The 21,694-nt window shown below is 47.2% G+C and carries 17 protein-coding genes; 2 read left to right on the forward strand and 15 right to left on the reverse strand.

The window, feature by feature from the left end; all coding sequences use genetic code 11:
* Positions 1 to 28 precede the first annotated feature (28 nt).
* The 11 genes from NG792_RS12575 to NG792_RS12625 form a co-directional block, all read right to left on the reverse strand.
* Positions 29 to 643, reverse strand: coding sequence for a SitI3 family protein (locus NG792_RS12575; protein ID WP_261235629.1), 615 nt, complete (start codon positions 641 to 643; stop codon positions 29 to 31).
* Positions 644 to 668: 25 nt separating this feature from the next.
* Entirely contained in the window at positions 669 to 1,109 is a 441-nt protein-coding gene (locus NG792_RS12580) for a CdiA C-terminal domain-containing protein (RefSeq protein WP_261235630.1), read from the reverse strand.
* A 108-nt stretch (positions 1,110 to 1,217) separates the two neighbouring features.
* A complete protein-coding gene (locus NG792_RS12585; RefSeq protein WP_261235631.1) occupies positions 1,218 to 2,135 on the reverse strand; it encodes an alpha/beta fold hydrolase in 918 nt (305 codons plus the stop codon).
* A gap of 71 nt (positions 2,136 to 2,206) precedes the next feature.
* Positions 2,207 to 2,524, reverse strand: coding sequence for a YkvA family protein (locus tag NG792_RS12590; protein WP_261235632.1), 318 nt, complete (start codon positions 2,522 to 2,524; stop codon positions 2,207 to 2,209).
* Between the two features lie 144 nt (positions 2,525 to 2,668).
* Entirely contained in the window at positions 2,669 to 4,018 is a 1,350-nt protein-coding gene (locus tag NG792_RS12595) for a TldD/PmbA family protein (RefSeq protein ID WP_261235633.1), read from the reverse strand.
* Positions 4,019 to 4,325: 307 nt separating this feature from the next.
* Positions 4,326 to 4,757 carry a type II toxin-antitoxin system VapC family toxin gene (locus NG792_RS12600; protein ID WP_261235634.1) on the reverse strand — a complete coding sequence of 144 codons (432 nt, stop codon included), beginning with the start codon at positions 4,755 to 4,757 and terminating at the stop codon, positions 4,326 to 4,328.
* Entirely contained in the window at positions 4,754 to 4,984 is a 231-nt protein-coding gene (locus tag NG792_RS12605; protein WP_261235635.1) for a YlcI/YnfO family protein, read from the reverse strand. The genes NG792_RS12600 and NG792_RS12605 overlap by 4 nt, the downstream gene beginning before the upstream one ends.
* Positions 4,985 to 5,238: 254 nt before the next feature.
* Positions 5,239 to 8,109, reverse strand: a complete 2,871-nt coding sequence (locus NG792_RS12610; protein WP_261201285.1) for an EAL domain-containing protein — start codon at positions 8,107 to 8,109, stop codon at positions 5,239 to 5,241.
* A gap of 646 nt (positions 8,110 to 8,755) precedes the next feature.
* Complete coding sequence (locus tag NG792_RS12615) at positions 8,756 to 10,243, reverse strand: TldD/PmbA family protein (protein ID WP_261201286.1); 1,488 nt, start codon at positions 10,241 to 10,243, stop codon at positions 8,756 to 8,758.
* Between the two features lie 219 nt (positions 10,244 to 10,462).
* Positions 10,463 to 11,536, reverse strand: a complete 1,074-nt coding sequence (locus NG792_RS12620) for a M28 family peptidase (protein ID WP_261201287.1) — start codon at positions 11,534 to 11,536, stop codon at positions 10,463 to 10,465.
* Between the two features lie 210 nt (positions 11,537 to 11,746).
* A complete protein-coding gene (locus NG792_RS12625; protein ID WP_261201288.1) occupies positions 11,747 to 12,715 on the reverse strand; it encodes a GNAT family N-acetyltransferase in 969 nt (322 codons plus the stop codon).
* Positions 12,716 to 13,756: 1,041 nt separating this feature from the next.
* Here NG792_RS12625 and NG792_RS12630 point away from each other — a divergent pair.
* Entirely contained in the window at positions 13,757 to 14,803 is a 1,047-nt protein-coding gene (locus tag NG792_RS12630; RefSeq protein ID WP_261235636.1) for a sirohydrochlorin chelatase, read from the forward strand.
* A gap of 151 nt (positions 14,804 to 14,954) precedes the next feature.
* On the opposite strand, the gene NG792_RS12635 is transcribed toward NG792_RS12630, so the two are convergent.
* The 3 genes from NG792_RS12635 to NG792_RS12645 form a co-directional block, all read right to left on the reverse strand.
* Entirely contained in the window at positions 14,955 to 15,878 is a 924-nt protein-coding gene (locus NG792_RS12635; RefSeq protein WP_261235637.1) for an Hpt domain-containing protein, read from the reverse strand.
* A 212-nt stretch (positions 15,879 to 16,090) separates the two neighbouring features.
* A complete protein-coding gene (locus NG792_RS12640; RefSeq protein ID WP_261235638.1) occupies positions 16,091 to 17,359 on the reverse strand; it encodes a nuclease-related domain-containing protein in 1,269 nt (422 codons plus the stop codon).
* Positions 17,360 to 17,736: 377 nt separating this feature from the next.
* A complete protein-coding gene (locus NG792_RS12645; protein WP_261201292.1) occupies positions 17,737 to 18,054 on the reverse strand; it encodes a DUF1830 domain-containing protein in 318 nt (105 codons plus the stop codon).
* A 448-nt stretch (positions 18,055 to 18,502) separates the two neighbouring features.
* On the opposite strand from NG792_RS12645, the gene NG792_RS12650 reads away from it, so the two are divergent.
* On the forward strand, positions 18,503 to 18,856 hold the full coding sequence (locus tag NG792_RS12650) for an MgtC/SapB family protein (RefSeq protein ID WP_261201300.1): 354 nt from the start codon (positions 18,503 to 18,505) through the stop codon (positions 18,854 to 18,856).
* Between the two features lie 51 nt (positions 18,857 to 18,907).
* Here the strand turns inward: NG792_RS12650 and NG792_RS12655 are convergent, their stop codons facing one another.
* On the reverse strand, positions 18,908 to 21,481 hold the full coding sequence (locus tag NG792_RS12655; RefSeq protein ID WP_261235639.1) for a PAS domain-containing protein: 2,574 nt from the start codon (positions 21,479 to 21,481) through the stop codon (positions 18,908 to 18,910).
* Positions 21,482 to 21,694: the final 213 nt, after the last annotated feature.

Below are 21,694 nucleotides of genomic sequence, written 5' to 3' on the forward strand. Positions count from 1 at the left end.
GAACAAGGAGGGTTTTATTTTTTACGGGTTACTCTGAGGCGATCGGCTTATTGATGTCATCCTGCTGTTTGATTTCCCTTAAGTAAAAGGCGATCGCTTCATTTGCTAATCTAGCCGGGGACTGCTCTCGTGCCGTCGCTACCGCTTGCAGTTGCGAATAAAGCGGGTGATCAACTGCAACCGTGGTAGGGCGATCGTAAAGCAGCAGCGAACGCAAAGGTTGGATATAAAAGGGTTGATTGAATTTCTCTAGTTCATCCTTAGAAGTCAGAGGAATTTCTTGATTGAAAATTAAGAAGCCTGATATTCGCTGCAATACCGTATATTCTGAATTAAACAACAAAACTGCATCTCCGGATAAATGATTCAAGACCAACATTGATGCCTCTAGCAAAATCTGCTTTCCCCGTTGGGAATTTTCTTGAGAATCCAGCCAAAACCATAAATCCAATGTAGGCTTAAATCCAAAGGTTTCCATCATCATCGATTGACGATGCTCAGTTTCGGGAGTAGCCCCCAATACAATCCCAGGACCAAACAACCGAGTCTCTTCCCACTCTAGTTCCAGTTCTCGTGACAACAGGTTTAAAATGTCCAAGGCTTGCCAATCGGTGACAATTCTTAATTCATATTCTAATGACATAAACTCCTCTTTTCGTCAATATAATTTAAGGAAAAAATGGAAAAACCTGATTATTTTTAATGATAAAGATTTCCTCTAAGCCCGGAATGGCTGTACGGGTCAGTTGCTTGCGGATTTCCTCGATAGAAACGGCGCTATCCTCAAGATTAAGAACGAGTCGGGTGGTTTGTCCCCTTCCCACTTTACCCGCTATGGTATCAACAATATTGTAGGCATTGGCCGTTTCAGGTGCATAACAGTCAAATATCTGTCCTTCAATTAAGTAATCGGGACGTTTTCGACTTCCCAGGGGTGGTGATGGCTTCTGCTGGATATTATAACCGGCACGAGCAATAATTTCTGCCGATTCATTTTCCCGTAGTAGCGATCGCTGGGTTGCCTCATCATCATTAGGATTAATAAGGGCCCGATCGCCATGAGGAACATCTCCGGGTTGTCCGGATGGCATGGTTCTATTTGTTGTCATTTTGATGAGTTGTTGTAATGCCAGTCAGGAAAGTGGTGGGGTATTCCCACCGGACTACTCTACTCCCCTGAACGGAATGAAATAGGGCAATCGCCCTATTTCTTAAGGTTATTCTTCCCGAATAAAGGGCGCGATCGCCTGGACAAATTCGGCGGTTTCTTCATAGGGTAAAACATTGCGTCCATTAATTTTTACCCCTTTCCCATTCGGCAAAGCATTCAAATAAGCCGCCAATCGCTCATCAGGCGTTTCCTTTAATCCTTCCCGGCTGATATTCGAGGTATTTTGCCCAATCACCACTAAAGTAGGTTGCTGAATACTGGCGATCGCCTGTTCATAATTTTCTCGCCAAAATCCCGCAAGAAAGGCAAACACCGCGTAGCGACTCTCCAGATTAGCCGCCCCTTTTTCTAACATATTCAGCCAATTTTCATCGACTGATTTGGAATTTTCAAACAGTTGTTTAATCGAAAACGACTTTAAAAACTTGCGACTGCGCGCATACCGATAAAATGCGGTTCCCAATGGCGTATCAAATAACAAATTCCACCGGAGTTTATTCTGTACTGGCGACCCGTCTCGGGTCATGATTTTCCACCCCGGAGGCCCTGATAATGCCAGCTTTTTAATCCACGAAGTTTCCCCTGGGGATAATTCTTTATCCAGTTGCACTAATTTAATCGCCACCGGAAACAAAGCCCCTTGGGTGACAAGAATCACTGGCTTTTTAACAACAGTTTTGATAAAATACAGCACTTGTTCCGCCCAATCTTCGGGGGTATAAGTCACGCGAGGCATGGCGCTATCCCCACAGCCGAGTAAATCCGGATTGTAAATGGGATTGGTGTTGCCCGATTCATACCACTCTTGGCAAAACCGATACCAAAAGTTCCCCGATAAACCCACCCCAATTGGATGGATTAATACCAGGGGAATGTTAGAGTCATCGGCATTATAAACTTGATAACCGCATTGATAATTTTTCCAGGTATAAAAATGAGTTTGGGGAGAAAATTTACTAGACATCGTAATGTTTAAAGGTTGAGTTGGAGATGACAAAGAAAAAGGAGAAAAAGCAAAACTTCGGGCCGCCTAGCCTAATCCACCGAAACCGCATCCACGTCAACGGTTTGAGTTTCAGAATTGGATGATGATGAGTCCGAATTAACTTCCCCCCTGGCGTTACTTGGATTTAAGCTTTGCATCCATTCGGTGAGCAGTTCTGAAATGCCCCCGACGAACAAAAACAGCAAAGCCACATCATCAATTTGTCCTAAAATAGGGATGAAATCTGGGGAAATATCAAAAGGACTAATCAGATAAAGTAAACTGGCAAAAATGACGGTCCAACGATATTTAGGATTGCGGAGGACGGTCCGATACAAGGTAGAAATAATGGATAGGGGAAATTTCATGGATACCTACTTTATAACAATTTAAAAAATCAACTGAATCCGATTATAAACCCCAAATGGTCAAATTTGTAGGGACTGAAGACTTTATGAAAAAGGTTTTCCCCGGTCCCTTGCCTGTTAACTCTTGACGTTTTCTGAGTGAGGTTATATACTATCCGTCGTACTGGTGAAGTTAAAGGCTTTGACGCGCACACCGGGAACAACACTGCCGCCAAAGCGTTGCACTGTTGTGAGAGCATCCACATCCCGCAATAGTTCCGGTAAACTTTGATTAAAGCGCAGGTTTTCGATGGGGTAGGCAATTTCCCCATTTTCAATCCAGAATGTACCATCCCGAGTCATGCCGGTTACTTCTAAGGTGCGCGGGTTGATATAGCGCACATACCAAGCACGACTGACTAGAATACCTTGTGGAGTCTGGGCAATTAGATCGGTGAGACTTGCCTCGTCGGAACCTGTCATGACAATGGGATACATCATCCCGGTGGGTTGTTTGCCCTGCTGTTGCGCCCAATAGCGACTGTAGGAAAGGGTTTGGGGAATGCCATTGGTGATGATATCCAAGGGTGTATTACTCAACCCATCCTCGAAAAATGTGCCAAATTGCAATAAGGGATGGGCGGGATTACGCTGGACTTGTACCAAGGGGCTAAATAGGGGTTCTCCGACGCGATTCCCGGCGGATTTGCCTGTTGCATCGGTGTGAGACATGAACGATCGCCCTTCATCTGCTGCCCTAGCATCCATATTCCAAATTACCCAAGGGAGTAAGTCGGCAAAAGCTGCTGCATCAAAGATGACGGGATATACACCGGGTTGAATTTTGCGGGGAGATTGGCAGGCAATGGAACGGGCGATCGCCTGTTCAGTCATCTCGGCGATCGGGAGGCGATCGATGGCAAAGGCAGTCCGAGAAGTCCAACTGGACCCCTTGCCAATTTTAGCCGTCACGCTGAAATCTGCCTCAGTTTTGCGATCGCTGGCTAATACCCCGAGCGAATTGCCGATCGCCCGACTTATCGCCGCCACACTTAGGGTCCCGGAACTTTCCACCCCCGATTGTGCCGCTTTCTCACAAACCTGTTTTACCATTTCTCCTCGCCGCAGGGGAGAAACCGTAGCAGTGGCATCATCAAAAGCTGGAATCCGGCGATCGTAGGATTGCGGTTCGAGGAGGGGAACCCATTCCGGGTCCTCCGGCGCAATTCGGGCAAGTTCTTCAGATTGGCGCAGGGTTGTGGCGATCGCCTCCGGATCCTGTTCTGAAGTCGATGCCGAAGCACTCCGCTTGCCAAAATAGCTGGTAATCGTGAGATTAAACCGACTGCGACTAATATTTTGGGTAATTTGGTTTTCAGAAAACCGACTCAGGGAAGATTCCCCATCACTTAGACTCACAAAAACACCGTCTGCTTGGGATTGCTTCAGGGTCGATTCCACCAAGGATAAGGCTTGGTCCTCACTCATTAAAATCGGGGCAGTTGCTGGGGTCATAGAAAATTTAAAGTTTAGATTGTAGATTGTATTTTATCACTTGAGAGGCAATGTTTGGCTAGATTTCTATTTTTTTTGAGTGTGGGATCATTAAAAATGACTTTAATAGATAGGGCGAAATCAGGAAAACCAAGGTCTAAATATTCGGGGATTGTCCCACAAATTGTTATGGTCCCAGAAATTGTTTTTGCTCGGGTTTAAAGTTGCACCAGACTAAACTTTCCTGACTCATCCAGGCAATTATCGTCTGCACTATGGCAATTAATAATCTTAAAATCGCCATAATTTCCCCAAGTGACCTACTATTTTACTCCCCCAGTTCCTTAACGTAATCTGGTTTTGGAGTCCCCAAAGAGTTCAGCAGGGTTTTGTCTGCTGTCCAAAATTCAGCCGATGCTTTTTCAGAACAGGCAAGGAAGGCAGCATCATAAAGGGTTGGTAAATGATAGTGGTGAGCGATCGCCCAGGCTCTAGCATGGAGTTCTTCTCCATTGATATACTCAATCGGCAAATCACAAAAGGCACAGAACAGATCTGTCGCTTGTTCTGTCGTCAAAAGTCCGACTCGGATTTTCTTCCGGAGTACCGAACCGACTTCCGCCCAGGTAAAAGAAGGGGCAACCAATCTGGCTCGCCCCTCAATGACTTCTTCCATTAAAGCGATCGCATCGGGATGAGATTCCCCCGCCAGCAGATATTTAATCAAAACATTCGTATCTAAACAAAGGGTTCTACTCATCTTTCCCCTTCTCTAAGCTGATGAATCAATTCGGTATCATCCGGTTGGGGCGGTAATTCTTTGTTGAGGGCTAGAATTTTTTGATGGGCAGCTAATCCTTTCCGGCGTTGAACTTCTCTATCCAATGCCAGGATGACCACATCATTTAAAGTTTCATCGGGACTGCTCAGGCGTTGAGCGCTTTCTAGGAGTTCTTGGGGAATGTGAAGACTTACAGATCCTTCCATTGCTAATCACCAATTGAGATAATTCAACCATACCACAATCTGAGGTAGGTTATTCCTTGATTGCCTCCCTTTATCAATCATCGATAGTCTATTAGGAACCCATTTAAAACACGCGATCGCCCAAGAACCCTTCACTACAAAGGTATCATCGAAGGACGTTTTAGAGGCATTTATTGGGCCTCTCAAGAATAGCGATCGCATCCTTAAACACCTCAGACCCTTGACCGAAAATCATCAGTTCGGACCGTTAAATTTTACCAATTGGTGGCTAACTTTCCCTCCTGAATGAGTAATTGAGAAGCCATTTCACTATCGACGGGGGGTGAGAACAGATACCCTTGAGCCATCGCACATCCGAGTTGCTGGAGTTTCTCTAACTGGGCTGCTGTTTCCACTCCCTCAGCAATCACTTCCATGCCCAAATCGTGAGCTAAACTCACAATGGTCATAACGATTTCGGAATTTTCTCCCTCGACTCCAATCCGGTTCACAAAGGAACGGTCAATTTTCAAAGTATCCAGGGGAAACCGATGTAAGTAACTTAAGGAAGAATACCCAGTACCAAAGTCATCCATGCAGAGGTTGATTTTTCTTTGTTTAAGCTGCAACAGCATTTCGGTGGCTAATTCGGGATTATCAACGATCGCGCTTTCGGTAATTTCCAGCTTTAACATACTCCCATCAATCCCCGTTTCGGCGAGAATCCGATCCACTTGTGCGATCAAATCCACCCGGGAAAATTGCCGTCCCGATAGGTTAACTGCCACGGTTAAAGGTAACGATTGGGGAAATCGTTCTTGCCAAATGCGTAACTGTTGGCACGCCTCACGGAGTACCCACTGCCCGAGGGGGACAATTAAGCCGGTTTCCTCAGCAATGGAGATAAATTCCCCCGGAGGCACAAACCCGAGTTCGGGATGTTCCCATCGCAATAGGGCCTCAAATCCTTCAATGCGTCCCGTTTTCAGACAAACAATCGGCTGATAATGCAAGGAAAAGGCGGAGGGTTTTTTGCCGGAACTAAAGGGCAGGGATGAGGTTTGAATCTCCATTTCTTCGGCGCTGTCATTGCCTTCTGAATCCGGGGTGGGAGAGAGGTAAAACCGGGGGTTTGGCGATCGCTTTTCTCCTTCGGAAAGGGCGCGGCGCAGGTCGTTTTCTAACTTGAGTAATCGGACGACGCGATCGTGCATGGCGGTATCGAAAACTTCATGGCGAGAGCGTCCCAGGGCTTTGGCGCGGTACATGACGATATCTGCATCCCGTAACAGGTCCTCGGGGCGTTCGTAACCCCGGGAACTCAGAGCAATCCCGATACTCACACTGGTAAACACTTCTTGTCCTTCGATCGCAAAAGGACGGGTTAAGCAAGCATGAATTCGTTCCGCCACCCGCCTTGCGGTGCGTAAGGCGCGGATATCTTTGAGGAGGATGGCAAATTCATCTCCTCCCAGGCGGGCGATCGCGTGTTCATTGCGCCGGAAACTATGGGGACGCACCGCGAGGGTCTTGCGAAGGCGTTCGGCAATTTCTATCAACAGGCGATCGCCTACTCCATGCCCCAAACTATCATTAATCACTTTAAAGCGATCGAGATCCAAAAATAAAACCGCAAATAAATAGTTGGGATTTTGTTTACCCCGTTCCCACTCCTTACGCAGTTCTTGCATAAATAACGTCCGGTTGGGTAGTTCAGTTAAGGCATCATGAAAAGCATTATGCCGCAATTTTTCTTCGATTTTAGCTTTTTCGGAAATTTCTGCCCTAAGTCGCTCATTGGCCGCTTTTAATTTGGCCGTGCGTTCCTCCACAATCTCTTCTAACTGAGCATTCAAGGTGGCCAGTTTGGACTCGGCTTGGTGACGGGCGATCGCCCCCCCAATACTTCCGGCAGCCGCTTTCAAAATGGATTCTTCCGTTTCCGACCATTGCCGTTGATGATGGCAATCATTAAAGCCGATAAACCCCCAAAACCGACCTTCAATGGCGATCGGCATGACTAAAATAGATTGAATTCCTTGTACTTCTAGGATGGCTCGTTCGGCGTCGCTTAAGTCTTTAACCGTTCCCCCGATCGCTTTTCCCGCACAGAGAGTCTCGTACCACCCAGGCAAATTTTCCTCATAAGAAAGGGTTTGGAATTCCGGGTTTTCCTTAGAGGGAGGAATTCCCTCCCCGACCCATTCCCAGCTGATACTCATCAGATGTTCTTCGGTCAGACTTTGGTAATTTTCCACCAGGTAAGCGCGATCGACTCCTGCGGCATTTCCTAATTCAGCCAATGCCTTGGAAATCGCCTCCGATAGATTCGATGCGGTTAACAGCGCGTAAGTTGCTAACGCCACCCCTTCTAAGAGGCGATCGCGCTGTTGGAGTTGGACTGCCGCTTCCTTGAGTTCCGTAATATCTTTCTCATTCACCAGAACCGCGCGATCGCCTGTAACCGGATCCTTCGCATTGCGAATCTCGACCGCGTGCCATCGTACCCCCTGCAAGGTTTGCATCTGGGTTTCGTGATAGAACACCTTCCCCGCTTCAAGGCAATCAAGGGCGCATTCCGCATCGCTGCTACTGACAAATCGCTCTCTCCAGGCATTTTTCCCCGAATTCTCCCCCCCTTTTTCCGCCCCATAACACCGCTTCGCCACCGGGTTCTGCATCACCATCGTGCCATCAGCTTTGTACAGGGAAATCATCACCGTCGCCTGCCTAAGCACTTCATTCGAGCGCCACAGTTCCCAGTCATGGCGTTTCATGACCTCCGTGATTCCCTCCACCAAGACCGCCATTCTTCCCGATTCAATCCGAATTCCCGAACAAGCACATCGAATGGATATGGGGTCACCATCCGTTTGAAAGGTCCATTGTTTCACCACAGTTGTACCCTGCTCTAATTGTTCTCGATCAAGTTCAATCCCGCTGGAATTTTCGTCAAAGGGGTTAATCCAATTTCCGTTTGGCAGTTCCGCTATGCTTTGTACCTGCCACAGACCTAGGGCCGCCGCGTTTGCCCACCATACCTGCTTTTGGTCAAAGTCCCAAATCCAGATGGGGGAAACCAATACATCCAGCGACGCTAGTTCTTGGCGATTGAGGATGGAATCGCTGAGTTTTAGTTGTGGCATCAATCGGCGTTTGTATTTAATAAATTTTTTAACGGAAATCTGAAAAAACCCGCTTTTTTTTATTCGGCTGGGTTGGCCGGAGGGTCGGGGTCAAAAGCGATTGTTTCTCTTGGTCCTATTTCAGTTTTTTTCGGCTATTCCTGCGCTTTCTCCTGCTGCTCATATCTTGATTGCTCACAACCGTATTATTAATCTGATTCTATCCCCAATCTCTGCCCTTGTCTCCCTGGATTTTTGAATTTTTGATAAATTGAGTCGATTCTATGGTATTTTCTTGTCCAAAGGGACCAACTCTTTCTCCCGAGTAGCCTAGGATGCTGGTCTAGCAAAGGGAAGATAAACTCAGTTTTTTCACCCCATCTCTGTCATGAAAGCACCCAATCTGGGCCAAAAATCTGGTAACAGTCAGTCCCTTGAAGCCCGTCCTACTTTACCCCTGCTCTAGTTTGGGGGTAAAGTCAGGGCTAAAAACTGGGTTTCTTGACAAAGATGCTGATAAAAAAGTAACCCATCTTGTCTTAGAAACTGGGTCGATTCGGGACTCGGATCTGGACTGGACTTCCCCACCACCTCCTAGGAAAATCCGAGGCGGGAGAGGGGAAAAAGGTACCGATCGCGATCGCCTTATATCCCGAGTCCCGAAGCGTTAAGAAGGTCCGCCAATGAAAATGTCCCGGACCCTGACTGGGACGCAGGCGTGAGTCATTTGGGCGATCTGCATGGGTTCTCCTTTTCCACAGAGATTGGTGCCACACTGCATTTGCTCAGATTTTGGCCCGATCGCATCTACACTTTTCCAAAAATCCGTTGTCATCGCTTGATAGGTGACATCTTTCAACATTCCGACGACTTTGCCTTTTTTGACTTGCCAAAAGGCATCCCCACCAAATTGAAAATTCCGGCGTTGTTGGTCAATGGAATAGCTGCCAATGCCATCAATTAAAATCCCGTCCTCGGTATCAGCGATCGCTTCGGCTAGAGTCGCCGTATGACTCCCCCCTTCCGGTCCCGGTTCTAACCCGAGATTGGGAATCCGCACCATTGGTACATTATACCAACTATCGGCATAAGCACATCCATTGCTACTTCCCCGTCCCAGTCGCGCTGCCGTCTCGCGATCGGTGAGATAATCTACTAAAATTCCATCCTTGACAATGTGCCATTCTTGTGATATAACTCCTTCATCGTCATATCCCATTGTTCCCCGTCCCCCCGGTTGGGTGCGATCGGCCTTAAAATTCACCCAAGGGGCGGCATACTGTAGACTCCCCAAGCCATCGGTGGTGGCAAAGCTGGTCCCGGCAAAGTTCGCTTCGTAACCGTACACGCGATCGAGCTCGGTGGGATGTCCGACGGATTCATGAATCGTGAGAAACAGATTAGTGGGTTTCAGGATTAAGGTTGTTTCAATTCCCGAGGGTCCCTTGGGTGCATGAACTTTTTCGATCGCCTCCGTTGCCACTCGGTCCACTTCTTGCAGCAAATCCGCAGGGTCAATATGTTCATAGCCACAATTCAACGGAGGTCTTTCATAGCTGCGACTTTGGGCATCTCCATTGGCAATCGCTGTACAATTATATCCTGGATAACTGCGATAAATTGTTTGTTCAATCAGTGAGCCTTCCGTTGAGGCAAAGGTTTTCTGTTCCTGAGTAAAGCGCAGGAAAGACGAAGCTTTTTTAATTCCGCGATCGCCATACCCTAACAACCGCTCATTAATCTCTAACAACAAATCCGCTTGGTTCTCAATGGGAATCGTAAAAGGGTCAATTTCAATCGGGGTCACATAACTATCCCGATATGCCTCTACCGGGACTAACTTTACCGGAGTCTGTTGCGTGAGGTGACTGCCTTTAGCAATCTCCACCGCGAGGGCCACAATTCGTCTAACTTCTGCTGAACTCCTGCGGTGACTCGCCGCAAATCCCCAAGACCCTTGATATAAAACCCGCACCCCAAATCCTGAACTTACCTGATCGCTCAAGTTGCTTAAGGAGCGATCGCGGGCGGTTAGACTGCGATCGCGATAACGACACAGACGGATCTCCCCATACTCACACCCCGCTTGGCGAATCAAGGCGATCGCTTCGGTGGCTAAATCCTGAGGGGTGATCTGGGTTGGCGCTTCTAACATAACGGGTTCCCAAGTTAGGTGTTTCCCTTAATTTTATACTACTTCTCCAGGATTCGGGTAGGAACTGTCCATCCCTCATCCCCTTTAACTTCAGAGTAAAAGTCCTGATTTTTTCGGCCTTCTCCTCCTAGAAAGATCCCCCTAAATCCCCCTTTCCAAGGGGGACTTAGAGTTAAATGAGGCAACAACATCATGATTTCCAACAGGCATTCCCTCAGCTTACCTCTGTAAATTTACCTCAGTCCGGACGGAGTTGGTTTGTAAGCTTCCCTCACTCTCTAATAAAGTCACCGTCGCATCGGCAATCCGTTGTGCGGAACCGATAAAAAAGGCTTGATCAATCTGAAGGGGAGTATCACTGGGTTGATGGTAGTGAGGCGATCGCAAATTCCCCGTATCCGTCACTAAAACTGCCCCAATCCCGTGATACCAAAACGGAGCATGGTCACTTCGCAGGGTATCGGGAATCAACAATCCTTTAAAGGGAACCGGCAAAGTATAAACCGGCGGTAACTCAGCCGCAGTTCCCATCTGAAACACTTCCAGCAGGGGTAAATGTTCCGTATCTCCAATGACAGCTACAAAGTCACCGCGAGCGCTAGGCGGTTGTATAGGAAGTTGACTGGGATAAGCCTGACATCCGGCTTGATAACAAGCATATCCCACCATATCCACTACAATTGCACCGCGCAAGTCCGCGATTAAGTTCGGATCGCTGGCAAAGGCAAAACTGCCATGTAATCCGATTTCCTCTAAATCAAAAAAGGCCAACTCTAGCGATCGCTCAGTTTCCCGGTCCTGCAACAGTCGCGCCACTTCCAACAACACCGCCACCCCACTGCCATTATCACTCGCACCCGCCGAACCGGGAACGGTATCATAATGTGCGCCGAGGAGGATACTTCCCGCGTCGGGATTCCTACCCGTTTTTTTGGCAATCAGGTTGATTCCTTCCCCTGCAAAGGGTTGGGATTCCAGGGTCCATCCGGCTGCTACGAGGCGACGGCGGATATACTCTCGGGACAGTTCTCGACTATCTGGGGTTGAGCGATCAAAGGCTAATGCTTCTAAATCTGCCATCAGGCGACTGGGAACAACGGCTGGGGCACGCCTGAACTCCATGCTGAGGGGACTGGGTTCGGGAAGGGTGGGGACTGGATCTGCGGGTTGCTGTGAGAGAGGTGCATCCGGTGGATTATCAAATGATACCGGGGATTGATGGCGAGCCAGACTCACTAAGATAATGGCGATCGCACTCAGCAGGCAGAGCAGAATCCAGATTTTTTGTCTCATGGTTGCGGGTTAATCCAATCCGATCTAGCAGATACCGGCATCGCCGGTTGCAGTACAAATCTTATTATGGATTATAGGAGTGCGAGCATCTCCCTGGCTAACGCTATTCAGTAGCGAGGAAGAGTAAACGCACTCCCTGAATGCTATACTGGGCTAACCGTAGGGCGATCGCAAACGACGTCCGTCGTTACTACAAACCGTCACCTTTCTCTACAGTATTTTAACGTAGGAAAGCCAACTTTGGACGGGACGGAAGCCCATTGCGTCATACAATCGCGGTGCACCTGTAGCACTATCGGCATCAACCCCGAGCTTGATACTGGTTGCACCAGCGCGGTAGAGTCGTTGCATGGCAGCCAGGAGGATGGAACGCCCTAAACCCATTCGGCGGAAGCCCCGACGAGTTCCTAACCAGCTAATCCATCCGGTTTTGCTGCAGTGGGGTAAGGAGGTTTGGAGGGAACTTTGGCAAAGGGCGGCAAAGGTGCCATCGGGAGCGACTGCCACTAAATCAAATTCCGGTTGATAGTTCGGATCCTGTTGCCAATCCTGATAACTACTGAGGGTTAAATCGTGGTGATCCCAATGGTCGATAAAGGATTCGTTATATAAGTCTACCCAGGCTTGATCATCTCTGGGGGCCTCTACCGATCGCAGGGTAAATCCAGGCGGAAACTCTGGGGTGGGTAGGGTTTCTAGGTCGGATTTAACGAGGGTCAAAAAAGTTCGTTCTAGGGTAAAGTTATGCCGTTCTAGGCTGGAAATTCTAATTAAGGCTTCGGCGCGAGTTTTTGTGTGTAAGTGGATACTCAGTCCACTCTTGTTTCCAATCTCGCGCAGGCGATTTTCTGCCCACTCTAAAATCTCGGTTTCTAACGGAATAATACCATCGGTAAAGCTGTTTTGTAGGAAATCTTTGGGGTCAACGTAAAACCACAAATATCCATCGAGTCCTTCGTCGGGTTCGGGTATCCAAAGTTGTCCAAACCCTCGGAGGTGACCGTTTGAGTCTTTCCATAAACGCCGGGACCTGACCGATGAGGTGGTGACGATCCATTTGAGATCGGCGATTGATTTATCTTCGTCTAGTAACCCATCGACTTCACAGGTTTTAACTAGATCAGCAATCTGTTGTAAGTCTGTTTCGCCCGCTACGGGGCATCTACTGATGATACTCATAAAAAAAATCAAGAAATTGAAAGAAAAACGACAGGACAAAGGCGATCGCATTTGTCTAAATAGGTTGTAATGCACACAGAAGATCGATTCGGTATAGTTCTGAGGTCGTCGGGACAGAGCGGGGAAACTGTGTTTCCCAGACCCAATATCTGCAACGTCCTCTCCCTTTGGAGGGAATACAAGTCACCCTGCATCAAAGAAACATCTGGACTGAAGTTCCGGCAATCGGACATCTTCAGCCTAGTCCCTCAATTTTTTGTATAAAAATTAAGTGGGAAGGGCGATCGCTCGTCCGCCATACGCGATGGCCACCGCCTGACTCCCCAGGACGATCGCCTCAGCGATTTGTTTCAGGGATGCTTTTTTGGAGACTCAAACGCTAAGTATGAGGCAGTCTCATACAAATTCTATCCTTTATTGATATGACTGGGTTTGATTACGTCAGCAAACTCGATCCAAGTCGAACGACTTCGTTCGCTTGCATCCGTAGAGTGACCGAGTTTTCTGTTGTTGACTTATCGTTTCGTTAACGTTTGGTTATATCCAATTAAAGTTATCCACCCCCAGAGATCGGTTTCGTAAATCTATTTTGATTATACACCACAACCTCGACAAGTGGGGAGACCTTTATAAATATGCGGGGAAGGAAGAGGCTGAAACCAGCTTTGGGGATAGATAAAACCTCCCTTTAAAAATTGCAAAAGTTCCCAGTTGAATCCCTGAAAAATCCTGGGTTATTAATTCTTAATTCTTTATCTTACATCGGTTATAGGGAAAACAATACGGAGGGATGCCCCCATCTATCCCCCTCCCGAGCATAGAGATTAAGCGCTAAATAAGATAAGATAACGAAGCTAAAGGAAGGGCGAGGGGAAACTCCGGTGAAAATCCGAGGCTGTGCGGCAACTGTCAGCGATTGGAGGTCTGGGGTCCCCTGATCTGAGGCCGGGGACTCAGACGCGATCGCAAGCCAGAACGCCCTCGCCCGTTATTTGCTCACTCGATTTCCTGCCTCGCACGGGACAAGGAGCCTGAAAATTAATGCCTAACGTCAAAACATCTGATCTGATCGCAATTACATCCGAAACTTCCGAGTTAGAGTCTGTGGAATTGACCCCTTTACCGATCCAGCGTCCTTTATTATTGGTGGGTCATGGCACCCGAGACGAACGGGGACGGCAAAGTTTTCTGGATTTTGCAGCAGCCTATACAGCCTTAGACTCGTCGCGTTTGGTTGTGCCTTGTTTCCTGGAACTGACTGGCCCTACGATTCAGGAGGGGGTAGATCGGTGTGTGGACCTGGGATATTCTGAATTTTCCGTCTTGCCAGTTCTGCTGTTTGCAGCCCGCCACAATAAGTTTGATATTACCAATGAATTAGACCGAGCCAGGGAACGGCATCCCCATCTGAAGTTTTATTATGGGCGGCATTTTGGGATTGCGCCGGGAATTGTGGATCTGTGGCGATCGCGACTGGCGCAACTGGACCAACCGGAGAACAACCCCAATCAGATTGAGCGATCGGACACGGTGTTACTCTTCGTCGGACGCGGTTCCAGTGACCCGGATGCTAACAGCGATGTCTACAAAATTGCCCGAATTCTGTGGGAAGGGAGCGGTTATAAAACTGTGGAAGTCTGTTTTATTGGCATTACCCATCCCCGCTTAGAAGAAGGATTTGACCGCGCCCGACTCTTCCAACCCAAACGGATTATTGTTGTTCCTTATTTCCTGTTTACCGGGGTTTTAGTCCAGAAAATTTTCGATATCACTGCCGCGCAACAAGAACAATGGACGGACCTTTCGATTACGGCACTCCCAGAAATGGGAATTACTCGGGAATTGCTGACCCTCCTGCGCGATCGCGAGATTGAAACCCATCTGGGGCAGGTGCAAATGAACTGTGAAATGTGCAAGTTCCGATTAATGGCCAAGTCAGAGGGTCATGCTCACGGTCACGATCACGGTCACAGTCACGGTCACGATCACGGTCATGATCACGGTCATGGTCACGACCATAGCCACGATAATCCCGACCCTTATGCCAACGTTGATGCTTATCATCAACGGATTTGGCAAACTCCCTAATCCTGGAGGAATGGGGGACAATTAAAAAGTGGGAGCATCTTGCTCCCGACTACAACCAGGGAGCAAGATGCTCCCACAGACAAAAGAATTGTCCAATTCCTACCCGAGGCGTTCTATCATGTTTCCCCCTCCTGTGAGGGTCTGGAAATCTTTAGGATTTCACCTCTTTAACTAACAACTTCGTCAGGACCGTAAGCTGTTTTTTATCAAAGGTTTCGATGAGTTTCTTTGCTGCTGCCTGCGGGTCGGCTTTAATGATAAACTCGTTGTCTTTGAGGGTGATACCGGCTTGGGGGGGTGACTGACCCGCCAATTCCAACAATAAGGAACTCGGCGGCATCGTATCCGGTTTACCCACCGCGATAAAATCGCTGGCATATTTGAGTTCTTTAATCGTCACAGGTGCGATCAGGTCATAGCTATTTTGAGGATCGGCGATCGCCTTAGAAGCAGTTTTTACCAAAGTTTGCCAATTCTGCATCTGAGGACTCATTTCAGCCAGTTGATTGCACAAGGTCCCGATCCGTTTGCGGTTTTCGGCATCGGGCTTTTGCTTGAATAGCATCAACATTTGTCGCAACAGATTGATCACTTCGTTGGCAATCTCCAAAGCCGCATCCTGGCTGGCTTGCTGTGCATCGGCTTCACCCCCGCGCTTGACAAGAGCATCCAGATATTTTTTAAGTTCCGCAAACACAGGCTGGGACTCTTGGACAATTTCTGCCCCGTCTTCTTCTCTCAAGCCAAAAGGCCCTTGGAGCCGTTCCAGTAATTTTTGCAGAGTGTCATACCCTTTTAAAAATAAGGTTTCCAGCTTTTGGTCAACAGGAACTGGCTCCTCTTTTAGAATTTTAAAACAATCCTCTAAGCTGTGGGCTGTCTTTTGGATACTCCCAAAGCCCAACATGGCTGCACCCCCTTTGACTGAGTGGGCGGCGCGAAACAGTTCATTCAATTGTTCTTGATCGTTCATGGTGGACTGTAAATCTAACAGTCCTTTTTCGATGGTTTCGAGGTGCTCCCGAGCTTCCTCGATGAAATACCCCATGATCTGTTGTTGCTTCTCCGGATCCACAGCAGACTCCCTCTAACTAACAATTCTCTCCCTCTCAGTTTTAACTGAGATCTGTCACCGGCTGCATTAATTGCCTGCAAGTTTATCACCTGTGCTTCGGCGAGACTGATTTTAAACCGCGCTGTCCCAAGGGATTGGCGATCGCCAGTTCCCGACTTGTTTTCACGGGCGATCGCATCCCGATTCCCAGATAGGTTTCCATGATCCGGTTCCTATCTCCCCTCCCTACCTGTCCTGAGTTCATGTCGTTTGACATCGGGTACTTCTTTGAGGACCACTTCAATCGGGACAAGCCGTCCAACGGTGGTATAACAACCGCCTCCTCTAATTGGAGTTGTGGTAGACTTCGACTCAAACCGTTCCATCTGGTTGATAAACCAATCCCGCGTTTGAGGCATCGGCAGCAAGTACAACAGGCCAATTTCTACAAAATAATAGCACAACCAATCCGCTTGGGTGTAGAGAAAACAACCTTGGGTATTTTTTTCCTGATTGCTGTGAGTTTCAAAAAAGAAATTCCCGGTTTTATGATAGCGATCGCCTTTGATTTCTAGTTTAGATTCTCCCCGGTCTGTCGTTACCAGTAAATCCACATCAATGGCTTGATAGTGCGGGTCATCTTCAACATTTTGAACAGAAATAGTCCGGGGTAAATTTTGCAACCAATGGGTAATATCTGCCGTTGCCCGACTTGCAACTTGGGTACTTTCTTGCATGGTGTAGGTCCGACGGGGGACCGGATTGGCAACCCGGGTTGGGGAGGGTTTTGGCGTCGGTTTCGGTAAGGCCGCTTTGGGGGCGATGGGGTCCGGTGGGGGAATTGTATAATTCGCAACAGCCTGGGCGATCGCGGAAACTTGTTGCGCTGTGAGGCAGGGTTCTGACCCCTTTAACAAGTCCAGCAAGGCACTCACTCGATGCAAAACCGGGACGCTACAGTGAGTCGTTCCCACCCAATCGGCGATGGGAAAAACCACGGGTGCTGTGACAAAATTGGCGGGTAAATCCGGGAGGATACTCCGAATCCAGCCCTCAAACATTTGCTGATGATAGGCACTTTGGGAACTGGGACTTTGGTCGATGGGAACCCATCGCTTTCCTTCCCGGCGTTTCCATTGATCTTGATAGGCGCTAAAGGAACCTTTCCAGGTTTTGAGTTCCACCAAGAACACCCCATTTTTAGCAATAATTAAATGGTCAATTTCCGTTAGAATTCCAGGTTTTTGAGTGGGAATCAAGGCATTGTTGAACAAAATATCAGACTCAGGTAACCATTGCAGGAGGAAGGAAACAACGCTTTCTCCGAGACTGCCTTTGACTTGCTTTTTAACGCGGTTAATTTCCCAACAAAAAGAGCTAATTTGACCTAAGAAACTCTCTCCCACTAGGTTTTGCTGGGTTTCTCTTTGCCCTTGAATTTTCGATTGAATTTGGGTTTCAAATGCGACTCTCAAGGTGGAAGACTGGGATAAAATCTTCATAGTCCTGCCTCGTTTGTGAGTAGTTGCGATCGCATCCTCAACCGTCTAAATTTTGCACCCCAGCTTCAACACTCGCCCCGGATGCCCTCTCGATCCTGACTGCGATCGCCTCTACTTTACACCAAAAGGGGCGCTTAAAGTTCATGTGGGTTCTCAAGAACCGGGTTTCTAGCCCATATAGTACCCTGGGACTCGGCTGTCCATCACCGCAGGGACCCCAAGTAACCCTAATTTTTGTCAAAACCCAAGCTAAAATAAAGAGAGGAGAAAAAGCGATCGCTTCCTCTCCTCTCTTTTTAACACCCATGCATCACCCAATCATTACATCAATAGGCAGTATGTAAACTGCTACAAATCACCCAGAATTTGGTCGGAACTTAACAAGCTGCTAATTGTTGCCCTAGGAATGTTGAGACCGTGGTGAAAGATGAACTGCGCTCTTGCATAACTTGCAAGCGATCGCATTTCACCCGAGCCGCTAACTGTAAACCCGAATTCTTCGCCTTGTAGATTTCTAAATGGGCTGTAGAAAAGGCTTCAAAAAAAAGCCGTTGTCCCGGAAACACAACACGCTCAAACTCCCAAGTTTCTGGACATTCACTTTTAATTACTTGAATCTCACTGGTGGAGTTCAAATAATAACAAAGAATTTCATCAGAGGATTGGAAGGAGAGAGAATTCGTCGATTTAGGCATAGCCGTCTCGTTTTTTCACTGTTCTCTTTCATGTTTATCTCCTAGCTCACCGTAGCTTGACCTCTATCTAAAGGCATAGTTTAATTATTTATAGCTTTTTTTTATCAAACAAATATAAACTTTCCCCGGGTCTATGGCGAACAAATCGATCTCCGTATTAGACAAAAAGCCCACCTTGACTAGACATTATAGGCTTTGGCCCGGTTATTCTTCTAGGGGAAAACCCCAAAAACTCTACTTGTTGAGTATAAATTAAACTTATATTTCACGGGTTCTAGTCCGGGTCACCATCCGGGCGAAGTGACATTTTGACCCTCGTCCCTGTAGAGTAAAGGATGCAGACTCCATTTAGGGAACTCTACCGTGTCAAATCTTAGCACCCTTGCTCCCGTGGATACCTTGCACTTGTTGGGGCGACTCGGGTTATCATTAATTCGTCGGGGCAGTAATCGGATTAAATCGCGAAAGGGAACATAAACCGGCGGGTTTAAGAACCTATATGCTTGTTACTTTTGGAACAACGCTTTTGGCATTGTTGCCAGTGCAATTGGGAATGGCATTAGACAGTACGGATGCCTTTAGTCGGATCATTCAAGGTATTGTTACTGGGATCAGTTTCTTGGGTGGGGGAACGATTTTGCGCGATCGCGATCGAGTTCGGGGATTGACCTCCGCAGCCGCAATTTGGGTAGCGGCTGCCCTCGGACTGTTGATTGGTTGTGGATTGTGGCAACTGGGATTAGGTAGTGTTTTAATTTGTTGGATCATTTTGAAAGTAGTCAAACAAATAGAACCGCTCTAATAAATCTCTTGATTTGTGATAGCATAAACTGAAATTTTGAATCCAAAATTTTTATTCAAACAACGCCGGTTCCTCATGATTTTGATGCAGGGGCAACTCAATGATTAACTCGGTCCCTTTTCCCAGTTCCGAGGAACAAGTTAACTTGCCCTTATGTTGCTCCACAATAATTTGATAGCTAATCGATAATCCCAAACCTGTACCCATTCCCACGGGTTTAGTTGTGAAGAACGGATCAAACATTCGTTGTTGAATCTCTGGTGTCATCCCCGGACCATTATCGATAATGCGGATGATAATCCAGTCAGGACTAGACTGTTCTGAAGAGGTCTGATCACGGATGACTGCTTCAGTCCGAATGGTAATTTGGCGCGGGGGGTCCTGGGGTTTGAGGACATCGATCGCATTAGTGATGATATTCAAAAATACTTGATTGAGTTCGCTGGGATAACAATCAACCCGGGGTAAATCTCCATACTCTTTAATCACCGTAATATTGTTATTCGAGTTGGAATTTAGGCTTTCATCTTTGAGATGATGCTGTAAAATTAACAGCGTACTATCAATCCCTTCATGAATGTTTACCTGTTTATTGTCCGCTTCGTCTAATCGGGAAAAATTCCGTAGCGATCGCACGATTTCCCGAATTCGTTCCGCCCCCACTTTCATCGATCGCAACAAGCGAGGCAAATCCTCAAATAAAAACTCTAAATCAATTTCTTCTATCTCTTCTAAAATTTCTGGATCCGGTTCAGGGTAATGTTTTTGGTAGAGATTAACTAAATTAACCAAATCATCAATATAAGACGTGGCATGAACAATATTTCCATAAATAAATCCCACGGGATTGTTCACTTCATGGGCAATTCCCGCCACCATCTGCCCCAAGCCAGACATCCGTTCAGTTTGAATGAGTTGAGTTTGAGTGCGTTGCAGTTCATAGAGGGTTTCTTCTAACTCCCGCGCCCGTAATTCTAACTGAGCCTCTGACTTCATTAAAGCTTGCTGGGCTAAATGGCGATCGGTAATATCTAACAGACTCCCCAATACCTTAACCACTTCCCCCACTTCATTAAAAATCGGTTCTCCATTGGCCGAAAGATATCGAATTGACCCATCAGATTGAACAATCCGCTGTTCTACCTGATAGGATTCTCCCGCATCAATCGCCCGTTCAATCAGTTGTGCAGCAGTTTCCCGGTCTTCCGGGTGAATTCTTTGCAAATATTCTGGATAAGTTGGGGATGCGGCATTCAAATCTAATCCCAACATTCGATAAACTTCATCAGAACAAATAATTCGGTTTGTAGCGATTTCAAATTCCCAGCATCCCACATGAGCCAATTTTTCTGCTTCAGACAGCAAAGAAGCCATTGCCCGAGTTTTGGCTTCACTTTTTTGTAAGGAAGCAATTAACCGAGCATTTTCAGCTTCAGCGAGTTTGCATTCGGTCATATCTTGAGTCATGACCATGCCCCCTAAGACCTCTCCCGCCTCATTTTTGATAGGCAGAATTTGGGCCAAATAAATGCGACTGCCAAAGGTGAGTTCAGTCACCCGCGTTTCCCCCGCTAGTACCTCCCGATATAAGGGTTCCAGGGTTTGGCAAATGTCTGATGGAAATGCCTCTTGGAGAGTCTTTCCTTCTACGGTTGTCTTAATCAAATGAATGGCCTCTAAATCCCTACCTTCAGCCAAGGTATGATGCAAGTCTCGGTCAAATAACAGGATCACGCCATTGGGAAAATTTTTAACAAAGGTTCGATAGAGATTTTCCCGCTGCCGTAAGGAATTTAAAACTTGTTTGCGGGCAGTGATATCACTTAAAAAGACTAATATTCCGGAGTCGTAAGGATGAGTGCGAACCTCTAGCCAGGTCTCTTTGTAGGGATAGCAAGCTTCGACAGGTCGAGGATTTGGACCCAATAAAGCCGTTTTCAAATCCGCAAAAAATTGGGCCAATTCGGGAGGGAGTTCGCGAGTTTCCCCGGGTTGACAAAGGGTCGGACGGCTGGTTTGTAATAATTTTTCTCCTTGGGGGTTGATATAAATGACCTGACCTTGGGAATTTAAGTTGAGAAATCCTTCCTTAATTTGTTCTAAAATTGTCAATTTTGGGGCAATTTTTGGGGAAAATTCGGGAATTGTTTGGTCAAAATGGCGGGAGGGAAGATCCCCCAAGGGAGAGAGAGTTCCATCCAATCCGCACAGATTTCCTTGGCGATCGCAGATGCCTTGACCGATTTCGCGCACCCAACCTATCCTACCGTCGGCTTTGATAATTCGGTAGTCTAAAGTATAAGGCTGTTGAGATAATAATGCCTCTTCCACAGTCTGTTGAGCCATCCCCTGATCCTCGGGATGAACCAGAGTTTTAAATCGATCGCAGGGGTGATGGAGAAAATGGGAGACGGGATATCCAGAAATTTCTTCAATTCCTTTGCTAATAAACGCTATTTTCCAGTTACCCTGATAGGTGCATCGGTAAATGACACCGGGAATATTATTAACAATACTCTGTAACAGAGCTTCGTTCTCCTCTGGGGGATGCTCCGAGGATGGGGACCCATCAAACCCGGGAGTTTCAAAGGGTTTCATCGGTAAATTGGATGAGGTAACGTGCATAGGTTAATAACGTCCTAAGTTTTCCACGGGTTCAATCGATTTAAAGACCTTCAATCCCTGAATCCCTACTGAATAGAGTAGGGCGATCGCCAAATTTTGCAACCTGAATTACCCAATTCAGCTCCGTATAGCTAACATGAACAAGGAGGAAAAGTAGCATCTGTTACAGACACTACTGTTGCAGACACTGCGGATCCCCTTTCTCAAAGTAAC

The sequence above is a fragment of the Laspinema olomoucense D3b genome (assembly GCF_025370785.1).
Taxonomy (GTDB): domain Bacteria; phylum Cyanobacteriota; class Cyanobacteriia; order Cyanobacteriales; family Laspinemataceae; genus Laspinema; species Laspinema olomoucense.

What these genes read in the sequence shown, in the direction of transcription:
- NG792_RS12590 (WP_261235632.1), bottom strand. Translation starts at nt 2,524, where the DNA reads ATGAAATTTCCCCTATCCATTATTTCTACCTTGTATCGGACCGTCCTC.
- NG792_RS12575 (WP_261235629.1), bottom strand. Translation starts at nt 643, where the DNA reads ATGTCATTAGAATATGAATTAAGAATTGTCACCGATTGGCAAGCCTTG.
- NG792_RS12580 (WP_261235630.1), bottom strand. Translation starts at nt 1,109, where the DNA reads ATGACAACAAATAGAACCATGCCATCCGGACAACCCGGAGATGTTCCT.
- NG792_RS12610 (WP_261201285.1), bottom strand. Translation starts at nt 8,109, where the DNA reads ATGCCACAACTAAAACTCAGCGATTCCATCCTCAATCGCCAAGAACTA.
- NG792_RS12605 (WP_261235635.1), bottom strand. Translation starts at nt 4,984, where the DNA reads ATGGAAGGATCTGTAAGTCTTCACATTCCCCAAGAACTCCTAGAAAGC.
- NG792_RS12630 (WP_261235636.1), top strand. Translation starts at nt 13,757, where the DNA reads ATGCCTAACGTCAAAACATCTGATCTGATCGCAATTACATCCGAAACT.
- NG792_RS12640 (WP_261235638.1), bottom strand. Translation starts at nt 17,359, where the DNA reads ATGAAGATTTTATCCCAGTCTTCCACCTTGAGAGTCGCATTTGAAACC.
- NG792_RS12655 (WP_261235639.1), bottom strand. Translation starts at nt 21,481, where the DNA reads ATGCACGTTACCTCATCCAATTTACCGATGAAACCCTTTGAAACTCCC.
- NG792_RS12620 (WP_261201287.1), bottom strand. Translation starts at nt 11,536, where the DNA reads ATGAGACAAAAAATCTGGATTCTGCTCTGCCTGCTGAGTGCGATCGCC.
- NG792_RS12585 (WP_261235631.1), bottom strand. Translation starts at nt 2,135, where the DNA reads ATGTCTAGTAAATTTTCTCCCCAAACTCATTTTTATACCTGGAAAAAT.
- NG792_RS12595 (WP_261235633.1), bottom strand. Translation starts at nt 4,018, where the DNA reads ATGACCCCAGCAACTGCCCCGATTTTAATGAGTGAGGACCAAGCCTTA.
- NG792_RS12615 (WP_261201286.1), bottom strand. Translation starts at nt 10,243, where the DNA reads ATGTTAGAAGCGCCAACCCAGATCACCCCTCAGGATTTAGCCACCGAA.
- NG792_RS12600 (WP_261235634.1), bottom strand. Translation starts at nt 4,757, where the DNA reads ATGAGTAGAACCCTTTGTTTAGATACGAATGTTTTGATTAAATATCTG.
- NG792_RS12625 (WP_261201288.1), bottom strand. Translation starts at nt 12,715, where the DNA reads ATGAGTATCATCAGTAGATGCCCCGTAGCGGGCGAAACAGACTTACAA.
- NG792_RS12645 (WP_261201292.1), bottom strand. Translation starts at nt 18,054, where the DNA reads ATGCCTAAATCGACGAATTCTCTCTCCTTCCAATCCTCTGATGAAATT.